Raw genomic sequence first — 16,470 nt, 5'->3', positions numbered from 1 at the left:
AAGAATTAACGTTGACGTTTCTGTTCGTTCAGTTTTCAAAGATCAATCAGTAAGTTTGGAGCGGGTGAAGGGAATCGAACCCTCATCATCAGCTTGGAAGGCTGAGGTTTTACCACTAAACTACACCCGCATATAAAATTATTGTTTCCCGAATGGTCGGGAAGACAGGATTCGAACCTGCGACCCCTTGGTCCCAAACCAAGTGCTCTACCAAGCTGAGCTACTCCCCGTAATATGGCGCGCCCGAGAGGAGTCGAACCCCTAACCTTTTGATCCGTAGTCAAACGCTCTATCCAATTGAGCTACGGGCGCATCTTTTAAAGCAACTCTTATATTATATCAACCTAAAATTCAAATGTCAACAACTTTTTTGGTGCGGCCGAGAGGACTTGAACCTCCACGGGGTTGCCCCCACTAGGCCCTCAACCTAGCGCGTCTGCCATTCCGCCACGACCGCTTAATGAAGCGACAAGTAACATCATACCAAAACGTAGCACTTATCTCAATGGTAATTAATGGTGCGGGTGAAGGGAGTCGAACCCCCACGCCTTGCGGCGCCAGATCCTAAGTCTGGTGCGTCTGCCAATTCCGCCACACCCGCAATATGAAATTAAAATGGTGAGCCATGAAGGACTCGAACCTTCGACCCTCTGATTAAAAGTCAGATGCTCTACCGACTGAGCTAATGGCTCATAATTTTATGAGACTTCCTAAAGCCTGCTATGTGCAGTCAGATGTTCCAAAGCTAAACGCTTTGTCACAGATTGCTATTCAGATGAAGAAATTCACTGATACTGCAATCTGCTCTACCGACTGAGCTATTGGCTCATCAAAAATGGCTGGGCTAGCAGGATTCGAACCTGCGAGTGACGGAGTCAAAGTCCGGTGCCTTACCGCTTGGCTATAGCCCAATAACAAATGGCGGTCCCGACGGGAATCGAACCCGCGATCTCCTGCGTGACAGGCAGGCATGTTAACCGCTACACCACGGGACCATCCACATAAAAACCGTCGGAAACAAAAAAGTGACCCGTACGGGATTCGAACCCGTGTTACCGCCGTGAAAGGGCGGTGTCTTAACCGCTTGACCAACGGGCCATTGTGAGAATTTTCTGGCGGAGAAGGAGGGATTTGAACCCTCGCGCCGCTTACGCGACCTACACCCTTAGCAGGGGCGCCTCTTCAGCCACTTGAGTACTTCCCCAAATATGGCTCCGCAGGCAGGATTCGAACCTGCGACCGTTCGGTTAACAGCCGAATGCTCTACCACTGAGCTACTGCGGAATAATAATGAACTTTATCGATAAAACAGTTAACATCTTATCGACTCTTCATATTATAAGGACGAAGGCTATAAAAGTCAAGCTTGTTTTTAGAAGAATTTATTAGCCGTTTATCCTGTTTTGTCCTGCGACAATTATTAAATATAAAGTGTACTTAATCTAATGTCAATTCTTTTTTAATACTAATTTCCCCTTGCATTTACCGCAAACATATTTCTTCGTATCAACCATTCTTTTTCTTTGATAAGTTTGACCGCATTCCTTACACATATAAACAAGAATCTTAGCAGATCTATTTGTTTTTGGACGATCAGGCAATGCCGAACAAAATCGAGGTGCTCCCACTTTTTTCATTAGCATTCTGAAATCCTGATCACGATGCTTATATCCTTTTCCTTCTAAATGCAAATGGTAATGACATAGCTCGTGCTTAATAATTCCCTCTAATTCTCCGGCCCCAAGCTGCTCATAATACTTTTTGTTTATTTCAACATGATGTGAATTCAGCATATATCTTCCGCCAGTCGACCTGAGGCGTGAATTAAAATAAACCTGATGGCGAAAGGGCTTGCCGAAGCTTTCTAAGGATATCTTTTCAACAAGTGTCTGAAGCTCCTGGTCATTCATAACAATGTTTTTCCTCTCTTATCGTAAACATGACAACCTATTATAGCATACATTATATATACCTATTATAGCTCTGAACTCGCTTTGCTGCCCGAGGGAGCGATCATCAGATTCCAATACACGGGAGGTAAATCATATGCCTGTATGGTTTCAAAATCAAATCCAGCGTGCTTTTTATGAAAAGGACCGCTATCAGATCAAACTGCTGAATCAGTGCTGGTTTTTCTATAGAAAGAAACACTGCTCATAAAATATGGCGAGCCTGAGATAAACCAGCTAAAATCAGCTACAGCCCTTTGAAAACCTCACAAGCATAGGCCAAATCACGCTAGAAATATTGATTTCCGGCGTGATTTGGCTTATGACTCGAAGAACAAGCTATTTAAGCCAGCAAAACAAAGGAATGTTAATTAGTTTGGTCAAGCATAGTTAAGGCGACTCTTCCCTTGTGCTTATCAACAGAGTCAACCCAGACTGTTACTACATCCCCAACGGACACGACATCCAGCGGATGTTTGACAAATTGGCGGCTAAGTTTAGATATATGAACAAGGCCATCCTGTTTGACTCCGATATCAACGAATGCACCAAAGTCGACAACATTTCTCACTGTCCCTTGAAGCTCCATCCCTTCCTGCAGATCTTCAAGTTTCAGGACTTCTTTCTTTAGGAGCGGCTTTGGCAGCTCATCACGCGGATCCCTTTCAGGTCTCATTAAGGCATCAATAATATCTCTCAATGTAAGTTCACCAATTTCAAGCTCCCGGGCAGTCTGGCTGATATTTATGCCTTTTAGCGCTTCCCTTAATGATTGTGTTCCAAGGTCACTGGATTTAAATCCGAGATTAGCAAGCAATTTATTTACTACTGCATACGTTTCAGGGTGTATACCAGTCCGGTCCAGAGATTCTTTCCCATCGATAATCCGCAAGAAGCCTATTGCCTGTTCATAGGTTTTGGCCCCAAGGCGCGGAATCTTTTTCAACTGCTTGCGGTCTGTAAATTTCCCTTCTTCTTCCCGTTTCTTGATTATATTCACAGCAACTGTTTTTGAAAGGCCAGCTACATGCTGCAGCAACGAAGATGAGGCTGTATTTACATTGACACCCACTTGGTTTACCGCTGTCTCTACAACAAAAGAGAGTGATTCTGACAGCTTTTTCTGGGATACGTCATGCTGATATTGACCAACCCCCACGGACTTGGGATCAATCTTAACCAATTCTGCAAGAGGATCCTGGAGGCGGCGGGCAATGGATACAGCACTTCTTTCTTCTACCTGAAAATCAGGAAACTCTTCTCTGGCAAGGTCTGAGGCAGAATATACGCTCGCCCCTGCTTCATTGACAATTAGGTAGAATATCTCCTCTTTCATGTCCTTTAAAATGTCAGCGATGAACTGCTCGGTTTCCCTTGAGGCGGTTCCATTGCCGATGGCAACCATTTCTACTTTGCAGGTGTTTAGAATATGAACTACTTTCTCTCGTGCTTGTTTCGTTTTGGAAACAGGAGGATGCGGATATATGACACCGATATCAAGTACTTTTCCAGTTTCATCTACAACAGCCAGCTTGCAGCCAGTTCTGTAGGCAGGGTCTACACCAAGTACTACCTTGCCTTTTAATGGGGGCTGAAGCAGCAGTTTTCTGAGATTTTCAGAAAAAATCATGATCGCCTGTTCTTCTGCTTTTTCAGTTAGTTCATTGCGGATTTCACGTTCAATCGAAGGCATAATCAGACGCTTGTATCCATCCTCAATAGCTTCCTTTACAATTGCCCCTGCAGGGGAGCGTTCATCCTTCACCCACTTTTTATACAAGTACTTTAAGATAAATTCGGTATTTGGCTTAATGTTAATCCTTAAAACTTCTTCTTTTTCACCACGGTTTAATGCAAGTGTGCGGTGTGGAACAATCTTACTCACTGGTTCCTCATACTCGTAGTACATTTCATAAACGCCTTTTTCGTCATTCTCTTTATTCTTCACAGAAGACTCAATGGTTCCCTTTTTGGCTGTTTCCATACGGATCCATTTTCTGCTTTCTGCTTCATCTGATACCCATTCAGCGATAATATCTTTTGCTCCAGCGATTGCCTCTTCCGTTGTGGTTACTTCCTTTTCATCAGATAAGAATTCTTTGGCCTTTGCAGCAGGGGTTTCATTAAGGGGAAAGGTGAGAAGCCATTCAGCAAACGGTTCAAGCCCTTTTTCCTTTGCTGCAGTTGCTTTTGTGCGGCGCTTTTGCTTATATGGCCGGTATAAGTCTTCTACCTCCTGCAGCTTTACCGCTTTTTCAATTTTGGATTTTAGCTCTTCTGTCAACTTGCCCTGTTCTTCAATTAAGCGGACTACCTCTTCTTTACGCTGATTGAGATTTTGTATGTATTGCCAGCGCTCCATGATATCCCGGATTTGAACTTCATCCAGTGCGCCTGTTTGTTCCTTTCTGTATCGGGCAATAAACGGGACTGTGTTCCCTTCTTCCAATAAGCTGATTGTGTTTTTTACTTGTTTAATGGCTATTGATAATTCTCCAGCGATTAGGTTTAGTACTTGATTTTGTCTATCCAAAGTTTTTTCCAAGATCATTCCTCCATCATAGAGTCTCACTTTTCATTTTATCAAAAAGAAAAACAAAAAGCTTACCCTGTTCTAGAGTAAGCTTCCAAGTATGAAAGTAGCATCATCTGAGGTAGATGGATACTGCTTTTTTATATCTTCCGAGATAAGATCAATAGGGAGAAATGCTTTCAGCAAAGATTTAACCCCTTGAATATTTAAGCCATCTGAGTATATCAAAAACTTTGATTCCGCTTCATACGTAAACCGCTGGGTATGAAACACCTGCGGCCTTCCTGACAGATATCCAGTTACAGGCAGGGGATAAGTGAGTTTTCCAGTAGATGAATAAAGGAAAAACCGAATATTCCCTACACAGCTGTATACAAATTCCCTGGAGGCAAAATGAACTTTAAACAGCGCTACTGCTGCTCCTCTTTTTTGTAAAAGAACATCGTTGCAAAGCTTCATGAGCGTATCTACATCTTTCTCATGATGCTGCTCTACGACAGAAACAACAGCAGAAGAAGCTTCATACGCGAATTCTCCGCTTCCAAGGCCATCTGCCAGCACACATACAAAGTATTCATCAGTTGCGGTGAAGTAATATCCATCACCGCAAAAAGCTTTGCCATCTTTAGCTGTCTGGTAAGCAATCACTTCGATGTTATCTCTAACCAATTTGGTCATGAAAGGCACTCCGAGTTATTTGTTTCAGAGTGGATCGCCTCCTGAAGCTTTTTGATTGCACGGCGCTGAAGTCTGGAGACATGCATCTGGGAAATCCCAAGTTTATCTCCAGCTTCTTTTTGGCTCATATTCTCAAGATATGTGTATTGTATAATTAATTTCTCTCTCTCAGACAGGACATGCAGGACTTTTTCAAGAACAAGCATTTGATTTACTTTTTCAAAGCCCTCGTCTTCATTTCCGACGATATCCAGCAAAGTGACTGTTCCTCCATCAGAATCAGCCTCGATTGAATGGTCAACAGAAAGCGCCTGATAGCTTTTTCCCATTTCCATTGCTTCGAGAACTTCTTCTTCTGATACACCCAGCACATCGGCTATTTCGTCCACTCTTGGAGACCTATGAAGTTCTGTTGTGAGCTCTTCAACGGTCGCTTTAATTTTTGGGCCCAATTCCTTTATGCGGCGCGGAACATGAACGCTCCAAGTTTTATCCCTTAAGAAGCGCTTAATTTCGCCGATAATCGTAGGAACAGCAAAGGCCTCAAACGTTTTGCCGAAAGACTCATCATAGCGGCGGATAGCCCCTAATAAGCCTATAATGCCTACCTGGACAATATCCTCATGATAAGATCTTCCTTTTGAGTACTTGCGGGCAATGGCTTCAACTAAATTCTGATATTGAAGGACCAGGGCATTTTGAGCTTCTTCATCCTGGTGAAGCTGGTAGGCTTTGATTAAAGCATTTGTTTCTTCTTTGGATTTTTGGTTAGGTTGAGATTGTTTTTGCATCCCTCTCCACCTGCTCTCCCTCTAGGTATTTGGTCATGAAGACCGTAACACCCTCTTTGTGATGAATTCTTACTTCATCCATCAATGTTTCAATCAGGTATAGACCCAAGCCTCCTTCACGCAGGAATTCCACAGAATCAGTCTGGTCGTATGGCCCAATGCCTTGTCTTGCAGATTGGAAGTCAAAACTTTTTCCGCTGTCTGCGACCATTACCTCAAGACGGTCAGTGTATAAACCGAACCCGATGACTACTTCTCCTTGCTCATTCTGTTTGTATGCGTGTTGGACTGCATTGGTGCAAGCTTCACTTGTAGCGATTTTAAGATCTTCAATTTCTTCATATGCAAATCCCATTCTGCTGGCAATCCCTGATAGCGTCAGGCGGATTACCCCAACAAATTCCGGCTTGGCCGGAATTTTCACCTCTATATAATCAAATGGCTCGTTCATTGTACTCCACCTTCAATCCCGCTGTTAATATCGATAATATCGGCTAGGCCTGTAATTTCGAAAAGTCTCTTTAAACGGTCCGACAAGCCAACAATCTGGAATTTACCGTTATTAGCGCGGACATTTTTAAATACACCAACAAATACACCTAAGCCGGTACTATCCATATAAGAGACTTCAGATAGGTTGACCACCATTTCTACGCCCTCTTTTTCTGTTAAAGGAAACAGCTCTTCACGGAGTTTAGGAGCTGTATACGCATCAATTTCTCCGCTTACCATTGCTTCAATCAGCATATCATTTTCTTTTACATCTATTGTAATATTCATAACTGACCCACCTCTTTACATGTCAACTGCTTTTTACTAGTTACCCGCTTTTAAAACCCGTTAAACATTTCTTTTTAAAATAATTAAGGTAAAATCGTCCCGCAATTGAAAATGCTGAAGTTTTTCAAGTTCTTTATATACGCTATTAACAATTTCCTGTGCACTTAAATGAATGTATTTCTTGATTAATTCCAGCAATGATTCCTTTTCTATAAACCCTTCTTCTGTACGGCATTCAGTAACCCCATCTGACATTAATATAATCATATCTCCGGGATTTACTCCTTTTTCGTACTGGCGGTATTTAGTTTTTTTATCAATGCCGAGAAGCAGGCCTTTCGCTGCCAGTTCGGTAAATTCACCCGTCTCAGCAGCAAAGAAAAGTCCTGGTTCGTGTCCGGCAGAACCATAAGAGAACATATGGCTGTTCGTATCATATATTCCATAAAACATAGTAATGAACATTGTTAAATCTACGTTCTGTTCTACGACCCGATTAAGATTTTCCAGAACCGTTTTAGGGTCATTGCGGTTTTCAGGCAAACTGTCCATGGCATATTTAATCATGGACATACACAAGGCCGCCGGCAGCCCTTTACCGATTACATCAGCAATTGCTATGCTGATTGTGCTGTTTTCATCCTGAACAAAATGGAAATAATCACCGTTCATATGTTTGGCAGGAACACTTATGGCGCCAATATCCAAACCTTCAACAGAAGGAACCTGCGTCCCCAGCAGGGTTTGCTGGACGTTCGCAGCTATTTCCATTTCTGTCCTGAGTTCCTGCTGAATATGCTTTAAGTTCTGGTGTTCCCGATAGGCAAAACCATAGCCTATCATGACTTCCAGAAGGATATCAAAAGAATGGTGAACATACTCAGGCAAGTCCGGATAAAGTTCACCCATCAGACTTTTATGAACGCTGATAATCTCTTCAGGAGAGATTTTGTGCTCGATCGACTTCCTGCTGAACTTCTGGCCCTGATACAAAGCCTGTTCAGATTGTTCTTTAATATAATTCTCAAGAATATCCCGATACTTTGATTCCATCATTTCTCGGAAATCCATACCGCTTCCCCCTAACGAAGCCACTTAGTTGCTTTTATATCTGTTCCGGTTCCAGGATTGGAGTCAATTAAGAACTCATCCATTAACCGCTTCACACCCGGCAGGCCGGCTCCTAATCCCCCTGATGTCGAGAATCCGTCTTCCATTACTTGGCGTAAATCATTGATTCCAGGGCCGCTGTCTACCGCAACTATACGCAATCCCGCTTTTCCGCCGTCGTATATTTTTTCAATACAGATTTGCCCTTGTCCGGCGTATAAATATATATTCCGGGCAAGTTCACTAATGGCTGTAGTGATTCTAGCCTGGTCAACTGTACCAAAACCAAGCTCTTTAGCAACATTCCGCCCAAGCTGGCGGGCTGCAACGATGTCCCATTCGTTTATGATTTTAACGCAGGATTGGTTTTCCATACAGTTACTCCCCCAATTCCTGTTGTAATTTCTCCAAACCTTTTTCTAGATCTAATGCAGTAAGGACATCATCTAACCCAATACCTAACTCAATAAGCGTAATTGCTACGGCAGGCTGTATCCCGGTTATGACTACTTTTGCACCCATCAGTTTGGACATATTTATTACGTCGCCGAGAACTTTAGCGATGAATGAATCAATAAAGTCAATGGATGTTAAATCAATCACGACTCCATTTGCGCTGGTCTCATGGATTTTATGGAGCAGATCCTCCTGAAACTGCAGAGCTGTCTGGTCATCCAATTCCCACTGAATGGAGACTAATAGGCAATCGTTCAGCTTTAAAATCGGGATTCTCACTCTCATTCCGCTCCCTCCACATTCACAATTTTGCGGCTGGTTAACTCAAGCGCCGCTTCTACACCCTTTTTCAAGGTATTCTTTGTAGTGAACTGATTTAAATCAATTCCCAAGTTTACAATGGTCTGGGCAATTTCCGGACGGATGCCTACAAGCATGCATTTCGCTCCGACAAGCCTTACAGCATCAGCTGCCTGTATGATATGATGGGCTACCATCGTATCAACAACCGGCACGCCTGTTATATCAATAAGCACCACTTCTGAACGGTGTTTAACCACTCCATTTAAGAGGTTCTCCATAATCTGCTTCGCCCGCTCCGTATCAATTGTTCCGACAAGAGGCATGACGGTAATTCCTTCGAATACAGGGATTAGCGGCGCAGATAGTTCCTGAAGGGCAATTTTTTGGAGAGACACAGTTCTTTCCCAAGTGGTTGAATACATATTTACCACTTCATTGACCATGGGAGTCATCCAGCTGTCAAACTCGTAAATGACTTTCATTTGGTTTTCCTGGGTGACAATCCCAGCTTCCTGCATGTCCTCAAACACAATCTTTCCAAATGTTTGGAGCCCTTTTGTCACAAAACTGAGAGGCCAGCCCAAACGTACAATTTTCTCAGAGAAATCACTCAATTTTGAAGTGAATTCCTCATTTGAACTTTTTATATTAGAAATAATCAGGTCAATGAATTCCCGGCTTGTCCCGATAAATACCTGATCAGATACTACCTTCGTAACCCTTTCATCCGCATTTTCCTTCGTGGCCTCAAGCCACTCATTGAATATGGAATCTTTGTTGTTTTGTATATAATTCAATATTGTGGAATTCATTTGTTCCTCCCTATCTTAGCATATATCTATTATTAGCCTTCCAATTCTCCTTTATTGTAAAGAAGATAAAAAAATCTTCCTGTCCCATATATATCAATTAAATGATAACAGTGAATGCCAGTCAAATGATACCTATATGATGCGTAATAAATAAACTCCCATCATTGGTTAATTCGACAATTTTTAATTAAATCCCTTTTTTCACTTCACATCTCAGCAGATTTCCATCGAATATTGAAGTGTATTCTCATATGAAACGGGTATATTTACAAAACCAGACAATTTTATATAATAAATGACTCTCTTTTTTACCCTCTTTACAAGGAACTAAACCTTTTTCCTGTATAAAATAAAAAAACGCCCTTCAAAAGAGCGTTTGTTAAAATTCGATGAGGCCTAAGCTGATTTGCACGGCTTCATCCACTTTTTCCATCATTTCGTCATCGAGATGGGTTATTTTATCGGTTAAGCGTTGTTTATCAATTGTACGAATCTGTTCTAATAAGATGACCGAATCCCTTTCAAAACCATAACGCTTCGCATCAATTTCAACGTGAGTAGGCAGCTTCGCTTTTTGAATCTGAGCTGTGATTGCTGCAACAATTACTGTGGGACTAAACCGATTCCCGATGTCGTTTTGGATGACAAGCACTGGACGGACGCCGCCTTGTTCTGAACCAACAACTGGGGATAGGTCTGCAAAATAAACGTCACCACGTTTGACAATCAAAGGATTATCCTCCGCTTACTAGACGTTCAACTGTGTGTTCTGCCTCATATTCCGCTTGAAATGCTTCAGATGCAATCGTCAAATTTATTTTCGCCATCTCCATGTAGCCTCGTCTCATGGACTCGCGAATTTGTCTCTTTTTGCGTTCGCGCAAATACATTTTGGTTGCCTGATAAATGAATTCGCTCCGGTTAACGTTTTCCTGTTTTGCAAATCCGTCTAACTCGGTTAAAAGATGCTGCGGTAATTTCACCATTATCTCTGTTGTTGTGCTGGACTCAGACACAAACATACACCTCCACCATCACTACACACCATTTTTATATCTACCATTTTCAATATTACCATTAATAAGGCCCAATGCAAAGGGGATTCTTTAATTCTTCTGTATTATCGTCCAAAAAAATAGTATTTTATGCATGATTTCAGAAAGCTGCACAGCTTATTCCATTCCTTTCTCCGGGCGAAAGCGCAGCTGGACAGCAAATAAAGTTTTTCCGATTACAGCAGATAATTAATTCCCCCGATAATTTTACCATCTCTTTTATATATGCGCGGAACCCGGGAAGATACCATGCAGGTTACTTCATAGTTGATGGTTTCAAGTTTTCCGGCGATTTCGTCAACCGGAATCTTTTCTTTCCCCTGCTCACCGATCAGGGTTACTTTTGTACCGACAGGCATTTCATGCGGAAGCTTTATCATGCATTGATCCATACAAACCCTTCCAACAATTGGAACTCTCAATCCTTCAGCAAGAACCTCCTGCCCCTGAAGCTTTCGGATCCAGCCATCCGCATAGCCAATCGGCAATGTTGCAATCCATTCATCTTCCTGAGCCCCATAAGTCGCACCATAGCTGACTTTCTCGCCTTTATGAAGCTTTTTCACATGAATAATAGAGGTATGGAGAGAAAAAGCTTCTTTCAGCTGGAAAGGAAGTTCAGACTTTATTTCCATGGAAGGAGCCAATCCGTACATACTGATCCCCATTCTGACAGCATTTAAGTGCGCTTTGGGAAATCTAAGGGCAGCCGCGCTGTTGCTGGTATGGACGTACTTCGGCAAAATCTCCAGCCAGCCGGTCATTTCCTTAAATCTGCTCAGCTGCTTTTCAAAATAAGCATTGTCCAATGAATCCGCTGTGGCGAAATGCGTAAACACCCCTTCAAGCTGAAAACGCTTGTCCTTTTTAATAACGCTCTCAATTCCCTCAAGCTCATCACGGCTTCGAATACCCAGGCGGCCCATGCCTGTATCAAACTTTATATGAATATTCAGGACTTCTCCATCTTCCACATATTCTTTTGCTTGTGAGAGCCACTCCTTTTGAAAAACGGTCAGGGCAATATTCTTTGCCGCTGCTTCGCCTGCATGCTCCGGGCGGCTCGCTCCCATTACTAAAATCGGAGCCGCAATCTTTTTATTTCTCAATGCCATCGCCTCATCCAGTGTGGCAACAGCCAGAGAGGATGCGCCCGCTTCCAGGGCCGCTTCCGCCACTGCAGCATCTCCATGTCCGTACCCATTTGCCTTCACAACCGCAATGACGTTTGTCCCTTCTTCTGCATGTTTTTTCATTGACTCTACATTATATGAAATATGATCCAGATTTATCTCTGCCCAAGTGTCCCGGTACATTTTTGTTTTTTCATACATCGATGTGTTCACGTCCTTTAGCCATTGCTTCTCTACATGTCGATTATCAAACTCGGGCAGAGGGTTTGTCAAATGGTTATTTTTTATCAAAAAGCTTTGAAAGCTGATTTCCGATGCAGGCCAATCATCTCCAGCATAAAAAAAACAGGCCCATATGAGACCTGCTTTTTGCCGGTGATTTATTTCACCATTTCCCCCTGTACAGTGCGGGCAATTTCGGACATTTCTTCAGGTGATAAATCATTGGATGCAATCATATAATCCACACCCTGGTAGGTCCAGGAAATGGTGTTGTCAGAAAGTGCACCAATGGTAAAGCCAAGGTCAACAGGCTCGCCTTTCACTGAAGTAACGACGGATGATGTCGGCATGACAGCGGCCTTTTCCTGCACAAGAGTGAAGGATTTTTCTCCATCGTACGTCAATACAACACGCTTGCCATCTTCTGTTTGCACTTCCTGCTCATCAACCAGCTTTACATCAGCCATGTCCATCTGCGGATATTTAACCGCGAATTCCTGATCCTCCACCTCAGCCATCACCGGCACTTCGAGCTGGGCTCCTGTCATGTTCTTCTGCATGTCAAAATCTTTCTTATCGAAGCTGGCATTAAACTTTACATTTGAAAATTCTACTGTTACAAGTGCATTTTTATCAGGATCCATAACCTTCACACTGACTGGGGATAAATCGGACTTCTTGAGCTTGATTTCCTGGACAGGAAGCATCTGATTATTTTGATAGCGTGTTTTTGTTTCAAACACATAATGATCTTTTGTAGCGGAGAACTTAGCTTCTTTATCCTCCATAATGTCCTTGACTAATGATTCATATAAATAAGCCTGGCTGCTGTTCTGCGGCCAATCGCTCTGGAAACGGAAGCTCTTGTTCAGCGCAGGAGTGAGGACAAATACACCGTCATCGTTGCGCAGAATCATTTGGCTTTGTTCCTTTTGGGCGTTTTTCAGGTTCACCCGGTAAAAGTCAGGCTCCTTATGCCATACTTCAATTTCGTAAGTTTGCGGGTCAGTCCCCATCTGCAGAGTCATCTTGGCCTCTGCCTTGTATCCTTTAATGTCTTCAAGCTTATTGTTAAGATCCTTTACGACGTCTTCCTGTGATTTAGTCCCACAGGCAGACAGTGCAAGAACTACCAAAAGCCCGGCAAGCAGCATGAACCACTTTTTCTTCATTCCTTCAGCCCCTTTGTCTCATTTCAGTGAGATCGGCCCAACTTCCGGCCTGTCTCTCCTATCGCATTATGAATATATGAGACAACCTTAGGGAATATGCTAGGAGGAATGACAAGCTTTTGAAATTCTTCAGCATGCCAAATATCAAGTTTTTTCTATAACCACCTGAGCCACCGCATATTCTCTGCTATGGGAAATCGACAAGTGTATCCCATCTTTAAATGGCTTCGAAATATAAGGCTTTCCCTTTTCATCCTTTTCAATTTCAATATCCTGAAAGGAAAGTTCTTCCCCAATCCCAGTGCCCCATGCCTTTGAAAAAGCTTCTTTTGCCGCGAACCTCCCGGCAAGATATTCAGCCCGTCTCTTTTCTGGCAAGCGGCGATAGCCAGCCTGCTCTTTTGGTGTCAAAATCCGTTCAGGAAAACGCTCCTGCCTGGCAATAATTTTTCGTATGCGCTCCAGATCTGCAATATCAATCCCAATACCGGAAATCATCTCTCATCTTCCTTCTATTTATATTATTCGCTGCATAAAGAATACAGTAGAAGCAGTATTATGTACACATTATCCAATGAATAAGTGTTATGGCATGCTGAAAAACCGCTTTTCAGGCTATGATGTAGATACACGGTCCAACAATTCAAGCACGGAGGAGAGCCATGTTTACAAGAACGGAAAGCTTTAAGGAATTTATCCGCTACTACCCTGTTGTTTCTGCTATCATTTGTATCCATATTATCATCTATCTATTAACAGTCATTCCCCTATTCCCAAATACACTTATTTTCGAAAAGCTTGCAGGCGTCAATTTATATATTGTTCAAGGTGAATACTGGCGGCTGCTGAGCCCCATCATACTGCACAGCGGTTTCCCCCATGTTTTATTCAACAGCTTTTCTCTCGTTCTCTTCGGCCCTGTCCTGGAACGAATGCTCGGAAAAACCAGATTCATCCTGCTTTACATCACAGCTGGTGCAGCAGCAAATATTGCAACACTGCTTCTTGAACCATTGACATATATTCATGTGGGCGCCAGTGGTGCGATCTTTGGCCTTTTCGGATACTTTGCGGCAATCATCGTATTCCGAAAAGAACTTTTATCCAGGGAAAACTCACAAATCATACTGACCATTACGATAATCGGCGTAATCATGACCTTTCTGCAGCCAAACATTAATGTTACAGCCCATTTATTCGGCCTGCTTGCAGGTTTCCTGATCGGTGCGGCATCACTGGCCAAAGGCCGTACATCCTCTTCATCTGGCATAATACGGCCCGGAGGTCTTTCCGGCATCAGGCCTTCATTAAAAGGGGTGCCCGCATCAAGGCTTGTTCTCTGGGGATTTATTATCATTTTGGCTGTCCTGGGGTTTTTAGCTAGATAATTCAAAAAAAAAGCGCTCATGGGCGCTTTTCCTTTTTCAAATAACTTCTGTTTAATCCAGTATAAGAGTACCACTTATAAATAGCATACACTTCTTTCCGGTCAAGATCAGGAACCGTTCCGCCTGTCCCCCCAATCCCTGACATGGCCACAGCTTCTATGGTAGCCAGACTGCGCCTTTTCTGAAAATAACTTTCGCTCATGGTGAGGGACTGTATTCGATTTCTTTTCATAAAGACAGTAATCCTTACAATCCCGCGATATCTGAGAGCAAGCTGCTGAGAGCTGATATCCCAGCCTGCATCCCTGTATTTGAGATACGACCATCCCAACGAAAGGATCAGCAGCACTAAAGAAAAGTATCCCCATGGCCTGAAAAAGAGGAGCGGCACAGCCACAAAAGGCAGTACCCATAGAAGCCCTCTCCATAAATAGCGGTTAAGCGCCCTTTTTGGAGCTTTAAAAAATCCGGGCTGCAGTTCATAGTGGAACAAGTGGGGCTTTAACAGACCGGCAATCCGTGTTTTTTTCACAATCGGCAGGATCATAAGGCGGGCGCTTTCATTGTCCTCAATGGAACCTCCTGCACTTTCAATATAGACAGTTGCCAGGCCAAGTGGCTGCCTAAGCAGATTTTCCCTGAACTGAATTGCCTGAATGCGATTCAGCGGAATCGTCATCTGCCTCTTTTCCAGCAGACCTCTTGTGACAATCAATTCCTTATCAGTCTTTATTAAAGTAAAATCGGCATATTTCAGCATACTGCCAATAAGAGCAATCAGCCATGCAATAAAAAAGACGATGAAGACCAGGATACTCACAAATATAATTCCGTTGGCAATAAATCCTTCGAGCCCGGTAAACACCTTTTCATACGGAATGATTTCTTCAAATTGAAAAACAAAAGCAAAGACAGCCGAAATAACGACACCTGCCCCGCCTGAAGTTGATGCCAGAAGGAGCAGCTCGCCAGGAGAAATTTTATAAATCACTTCCCGGTTCTGCAATACTGTTTCCATTTCGGAAGGATTCTTTTTAGCTGCTGAAAATGCCTGCTGAATGAACGCTGCATCTTTTTTAGAAATAGCCGTCAATACCGCTTCTGCCTCACCAGCACCGCTTGAACCGGCTGTCTCCACTTTCATCTTCACAAGGCCAAATGGCCTTTGCAGCAAACCTTCCGATAAGTCGAGACTTTGAATTCTTTCAAGTGGAATATATCTCTTCTTCCTTATCAGAACACCATACTCGATTCGAAGCTCGCCTTCCTCCAGTCTATAGGTATATCTCCACCAGGTAAGGATCCCTATCATAAAAACCGCGATTATGACCCCTAAAGACAGGACAAGCTGAACAATCTCCCCATTTCCTCCTCTGCTTCCAAAGACGACAAAAACAAGAAAGGGCACCAGCATCTCCTTTAGGTGTTTCAGGAAATTGGCTACCGCTGAGATTGGGTGCAGCCGTTTCGGATTAGACATCATCATCTGCAGCCCTTGCCAGCAAGGAAATGAAAAAGCGCAATTCCTCCGCTTCGTCCACATCCAATGCCGGTATCTCATGAACAGTTGCAGCTGTCGAGATGGTGACAGTAGCAAGACGATATTTACGCAATATCGGCCCTTGCTTGGTATCCACATGCTGCACCCGAATCATGGGAACAAGGGTCCTTTTAATCACAATTATCCCATGTTTAAGCTCTATTTCATTTTCCCGGACCTCATACCTCCATCTTTTCCACCTTAAAGAGGGGAAAGTCATAATGACTAGGTAAGCATAAGCGGAATAAAACATTAAGGAAGCTCCAATAACCCAAATAGGCCAATTAAACAGGAAAGCAGCAGCAATTGCGCCCCCTGATAACACAAAAGGAAAAACAGAGTGGATTGTGCCGGAAATTCTCCATGCAAGCAGCCCCCTTGCCGGTATCCTTTTATGCGGCTCTGTAATCATGCAGTACCCCCCGCAATTCCATAAAATTAATAGTCATTCAAAAACACCCAGAGTCAGTTCATCGCTCAAAACCTCATCCGTACATGTCGTTTTGAATCAGCTCTTTCACTTCTATAAGTATACATGACAGAAAAAA

19 protein-coding genes and 11 tRNA genes are annotated in these 16,470 nt (G+C 43.1%); 2 read left to right on the top strand and 28 right to left on the bottom strand.

Annotated features, from left to right (window positions below):
• Positions 1–56: 56 nt before the first annotated feature.
• From IRB79_RS02720 to IRB79_RS02665, 12 genes are all read right to left on the bottom strand, one after another.
• Positions 57–130: transfer RNA gene (locus tag IRB79_RS02720), tRNA-Gly, on the bottom strand.
• A gap of 23 nt (positions 131–153) precedes the next feature.
• A tRNA-Pro gene (locus tag IRB79_RS02715) sits at positions 154–230 on the bottom strand.
• A gap of 5 nt (positions 231–235) precedes the next feature.
• Positions 236–312, bottom strand: a tRNA-Arg gene (locus IRB79_RS02710).
• A gap of 59 nt (positions 313–371) precedes the next feature.
• Positions 372–457: transfer RNA gene (locus IRB79_RS02705), tRNA-Leu, on the bottom strand.
• Between the two features lie 59 nt (positions 458–516).
• Positions 517–601: transfer RNA gene (locus IRB79_RS02700), tRNA-Leu, on the bottom strand.
• A 15-nt stretch (positions 602–616) separates the two neighbouring features.
• Positions 617–692: transfer RNA gene (locus IRB79_RS02695), tRNA-Lys, on the bottom strand.
• 144 nt (positions 693–836) lie between these two features.
• Positions 837–911: transfer RNA gene (locus IRB79_RS02690), tRNA-Gln, on the bottom strand.
• A gap of 8 nt (positions 912–919) precedes the next feature.
• Positions 920–995 (bottom strand) — tRNA-Asp (locus tag IRB79_RS02685).
• A 31-nt stretch (positions 996–1,026) separates the two neighbouring features.
• Positions 1,027–1,098: transfer RNA gene (locus tag IRB79_RS02680), tRNA-Glu, on the bottom strand.
• Positions 1,099–1,113: 15 nt separating this feature from the next.
• A tRNA-Ser gene (locus IRB79_RS02675) sits at positions 1,114–1,204 on the bottom strand.
• A 5-nt stretch (positions 1,205–1,209) separates the two neighbouring features.
• Positions 1,210–1,284, bottom strand: a tRNA-Asn gene (locus IRB79_RS02670).
• 164 nt (positions 1,285–1,448) lie between these two features.
• Complete coding sequence (locus IRB79_RS02665) at positions 1,449–1,910, bottom strand: SprT family protein (protein ID WP_243506601.1); 462 nt, start codon at positions 1,908–1,910, stop codon at positions 1,449–1,451.
• Between the two features lie 136 nt (positions 1,911–2,046).
• On the opposite strand from IRB79_RS02665, the gene cmpA reads away from it, so the two are divergent.
• Positions 2,047–2,160 carry a cortex morphogenetic protein CmpA gene (gene cmpA / locus IRB79_RS02660; RefSeq protein WP_009336300.1) on the top strand — a complete coding sequence of 38 codons (114 nt, stop codon included), beginning with the start codon at positions 2,047–2,049 and terminating at the stop codon, positions 2,158–2,160.
• 156 nt (positions 2,161–2,316) lie between these two features.
• Here cmpA and IRB79_RS02655 read toward each other — a convergent pair whose 3' ends face one another.
• From IRB79_RS02655 to acpS, 14 genes are all read right to left on the bottom strand, one after another.
• On the bottom strand, positions 2,317–4,500 hold the full coding sequence (locus IRB79_RS02655; protein ID WP_243506600.1) for a Tex family protein: 2,184 nt from the start codon (positions 4,498–4,500) through the stop codon (positions 2,317–2,319).
• A 63-nt stretch (positions 4,501–4,563) separates the two neighbouring features.
• Positions 4,564–5,160: a PP2C family serine/threonine-protein phosphatase gene (locus IRB79_RS02650; protein ID WP_243506599.1), complete on the bottom strand. Its 597-nt coding sequence runs from the start codon at positions 5,158–5,160 to the stop codon at positions 4,564–4,566.
• Positions 5,157–5,951, bottom strand: a complete 795-nt coding sequence (gene sigB, locus IRB79_RS02645; RefSeq protein ID WP_243506598.1) for an RNA polymerase sigma factor SigB — start codon at positions 5,949–5,951, stop codon at positions 5,157–5,159. The genes IRB79_RS02650 and sigB overlap by 4 nt, the downstream gene beginning before the upstream one ends.
• On the bottom strand, positions 5,929–6,402 hold the full coding sequence (rsbW, locus tag IRB79_RS02640; RefSeq protein WP_009336304.1) for an anti-sigma B factor RsbW: 474 nt from the start codon (positions 6,400–6,402) through the stop codon (positions 5,929–5,931). Before rsbW ends, sigB begins: the two co-directional genes overlap by 23 nt.
• Positions 6,399–6,731 carry an anti-sigma factor antagonist gene (locus IRB79_RS02635; protein ID WP_009336305.1) on the bottom strand — a complete coding sequence of 111 codons (333 nt, stop codon included), beginning with the start codon at positions 6,729–6,731 and terminating at the stop codon, positions 6,399–6,401. Before IRB79_RS02635 ends, rsbW begins: the two co-directional genes overlap by 4 nt.
• A 60-nt stretch (positions 6,732–6,791) precedes the next feature.
• A complete protein-coding gene (locus IRB79_RS02630; protein WP_243506597.1) occupies positions 6,792–7,802 on the bottom strand; it encodes a PP2C family protein-serine/threonine phosphatase in 1,011 nt (336 codons plus the stop codon).
• A gap of 11 nt (positions 7,803–7,813) precedes the next feature.
• On the bottom strand, positions 7,814–8,215 hold the full coding sequence (locus IRB79_RS02625; RefSeq protein WP_026580738.1) for an anti-sigma regulatory factor: 402 nt from the start codon (positions 8,213–8,215) through the stop codon (positions 7,814–7,816).
• A gap of 4 nt (positions 8,216–8,219) precedes the next feature.
• The gene (locus tag IRB79_RS02620; RefSeq protein ID WP_009336309.1) at positions 8,220–8,582 is read right to left on the bottom strand and encodes an STAS domain-containing protein; all 363 of its coding nucleotides are present in this window, start codon (positions 8,580–8,582) and stop codon (positions 8,220–8,222) included.
• Entirely contained in the window at positions 8,579–9,412 is an 834-nt protein-coding gene (locus tag IRB79_RS02615) for an RsbT co-antagonist protein RsbRA (protein ID WP_243506596.1), read from the bottom strand. The genes IRB79_RS02620 and IRB79_RS02615 overlap by 4 nt, the downstream gene beginning before the upstream one ends.
• Positions 9,413–9,791: 379 nt before the next feature.
• Positions 9,792–10,142, bottom strand: a complete 351-nt coding sequence (ndoA, locus tag IRB79_RS02610; RefSeq protein WP_009336311.1) for a type II toxin-antitoxin system endoribonuclease NdoA — start codon at positions 10,140–10,142, stop codon at positions 9,792–9,794.
• A gap of 4 nt (positions 10,143–10,146) precedes the next feature.
• A complete protein-coding gene (locus IRB79_RS02605; RefSeq protein ID WP_035331931.1) occupies positions 10,147–10,428 on the bottom strand; it encodes a CopG family ribbon-helix-helix protein in 282 nt (93 codons plus the stop codon).
• A 215-nt stretch (positions 10,429–10,643) separates the two neighbouring features.
• A complete protein-coding gene (gene alr / locus IRB79_RS02600; protein WP_243506595.1) occupies positions 10,644–11,801 on the bottom strand; it encodes an alanine racemase in 1,158 nt (385 codons plus the stop codon).
• A gap of 179 nt (positions 11,802–11,980) precedes the next feature.
• Complete coding sequence (locus tag IRB79_RS02595) at positions 11,981–12,994, bottom strand: LolA family protein (protein ID WP_221881344.1); 1,014 nt, start codon at positions 12,992–12,994, stop codon at positions 11,981–11,983.
• 144 nt (positions 12,995–13,138) lie between these two features.
• The gene (gene acpS / locus IRB79_RS02590; RefSeq protein ID WP_243506592.1) at positions 13,139–13,492 is read right to left on the bottom strand and encodes a holo-ACP synthase; all 354 of its coding nucleotides are present in this window, start codon (positions 13,490–13,492) and stop codon (positions 13,139–13,141) included.
• A 164-nt stretch (positions 13,493–13,656) separates the two neighbouring features.
• Between acpS and IRB79_RS02585 the strand changes: the two genes are divergently transcribed.
• On the top strand, positions 13,657–14,382 hold the full coding sequence (locus tag IRB79_RS02585; protein ID WP_243506591.1) for a rhomboid family intramembrane serine protease: 726 nt from the start codon (positions 13,657–13,659) through the stop codon (positions 14,380–14,382).
• Positions 14,383–14,398: 16 nt separating this feature from the next.
• On the opposite strand, the gene IRB79_RS02580 is transcribed toward IRB79_RS02585, so the two are convergent.
• Together IRB79_RS02580 and IRB79_RS02575 are read right to left on the bottom strand one after the other, a co-directional pair.
• On the bottom strand, positions 14,399–15,868 hold the full coding sequence (locus IRB79_RS02580) for a PH domain-containing protein (RefSeq protein WP_347815345.1): 1,470 nt from the start codon (positions 15,866–15,868) through the stop codon (positions 14,399–14,401).
• Positions 15,855–16,334, bottom strand: a complete 480-nt coding sequence (locus IRB79_RS02575) for a PH domain-containing protein (protein ID WP_243506589.1) — start codon at positions 16,332–16,334, stop codon at positions 15,855–15,857. The genes IRB79_RS02580 and IRB79_RS02575 overlap by 14 nt, the downstream gene beginning before the upstream one ends.
• Between the last annotated feature and the right edge of the window lie 136 nt (positions 16,335–16,470).

It is taken from the genome of Cytobacillus oceanisediminis (assembly GCF_022811925.1).
Lineage (GTDB): Bacteria > Bacillota > Bacilli > Bacillales > Cytobacillaceae > Cytobacillus > Cytobacillus oceanisediminis_D.
The sequence above is the reverse complement of the archived record's forward strand: the minus strand, read 5'-3'. Positions and strand labels throughout refer to the sequence as shown.

Excerpts from the sequence above, each read along its gene's own strand:
- IRB79_RS02665 (WP_243506601.1), bottom strand. The coding sequence starts at position 1,910 with ATGAATGACCAGGAGCTTCAGACACTTGTTGAAAAGATATCCTTAGAA.
- cmpA (WP_009336300.1), top strand. The coding sequence starts at position 2,047 with ATGCCTGTATGGTTTCAAAATCAAATCCAGCGTGCTTTTTATGAAAAG.
- IRB79_RS02655 (WP_243506600.1), bottom strand. The coding sequence starts at position 4,500 with ATGATCTTGGAAAAAACTTTGGATAGACAAAATCAAGTACTAAACCTA.
- IRB79_RS02650 (WP_243506599.1), bottom strand. The coding sequence starts at position 5,160 with ATGACCAAATTGGTTAGAGATAACATCGAAGTGATTGCTTACCAGACA.
- sigB (WP_243506598.1), bottom strand. The coding sequence starts at position 5,951 with ATGCAAAAACAATCTCAACCTAACCAAAAATCCAAAGAAGAAACAAAT.
- rsbW (WP_009336304.1), bottom strand. The coding sequence starts at position 6,402 with ATGAACGAGCCATTTGATTATATAGAGGTGAAAATTCCGGCCAAGCCG.
- IRB79_RS02635 (WP_009336305.1), bottom strand. The coding sequence starts at position 6,731 with ATGAATATTACAATAGATGTAAAAGAAAATGATATGCTGATTGAAGCA.
- IRB79_RS02630 (WP_243506597.1), bottom strand. The coding sequence starts at position 7,802 with ATGGATTTCCGAGAAATGATGGAATCAAAGTATCGGGATATTCTTGAG.
- IRB79_RS02625 (WP_026580738.1), bottom strand. The coding sequence starts at position 8,215 with ATGGAAAACCAATCCTGCGTTAAAATCATAAACGAATGGGACATCGTT.
- IRB79_RS02620 (WP_009336309.1), bottom strand. The coding sequence starts at position 8,582 with ATGAGAGTGAGAATCCCGATTTTAAAGCTGAACGATTGCCTATTAGTC.
- IRB79_RS02615 (WP_243506596.1), bottom strand. The coding sequence starts at position 9,412 with ATGAATTCCACAATATTGAATTATATACAAAACAACAAAGATTCCATA.
- alr (WP_243506595.1), bottom strand. The coding sequence starts at position 11,801 with ATGTATGAAAAAACAAAAATGTACCGGGACACTTGGGCAGAGATAAAT.
- IRB79_RS02595 (WP_221881344.1), bottom strand. The coding sequence starts at position 12,994 with ATGAAGAAAAAGTGGTTCATGCTGCTTGCCGGGCTTTTGGTAGTTCTT.
- acpS (WP_243506592.1), bottom strand. The coding sequence starts at position 13,492 with ATGATTTCCGGTATTGGGATTGATATTGCAGATCTGGAGCGCATACGA.
- IRB79_RS02585 (WP_243506591.1), top strand. The coding sequence starts at position 13,657 with ATGTTTACAAGAACGGAAAGCTTTAAGGAATTTATCCGCTACTACCCT.
- IRB79_RS02580 (WP_347815345.1), bottom strand. The coding sequence starts at position 15,868 with ATGATGATGTCTAATCCGAAACGGCTGCACCCAATCTCAGCGGTAGCC.
- IRB79_RS02575 (WP_243506589.1), bottom strand. The coding sequence starts at position 16,334 with ATGATTACAGAGCCGCATAAAAGGATACCGGCAAGGGGGCTGCTTGCA.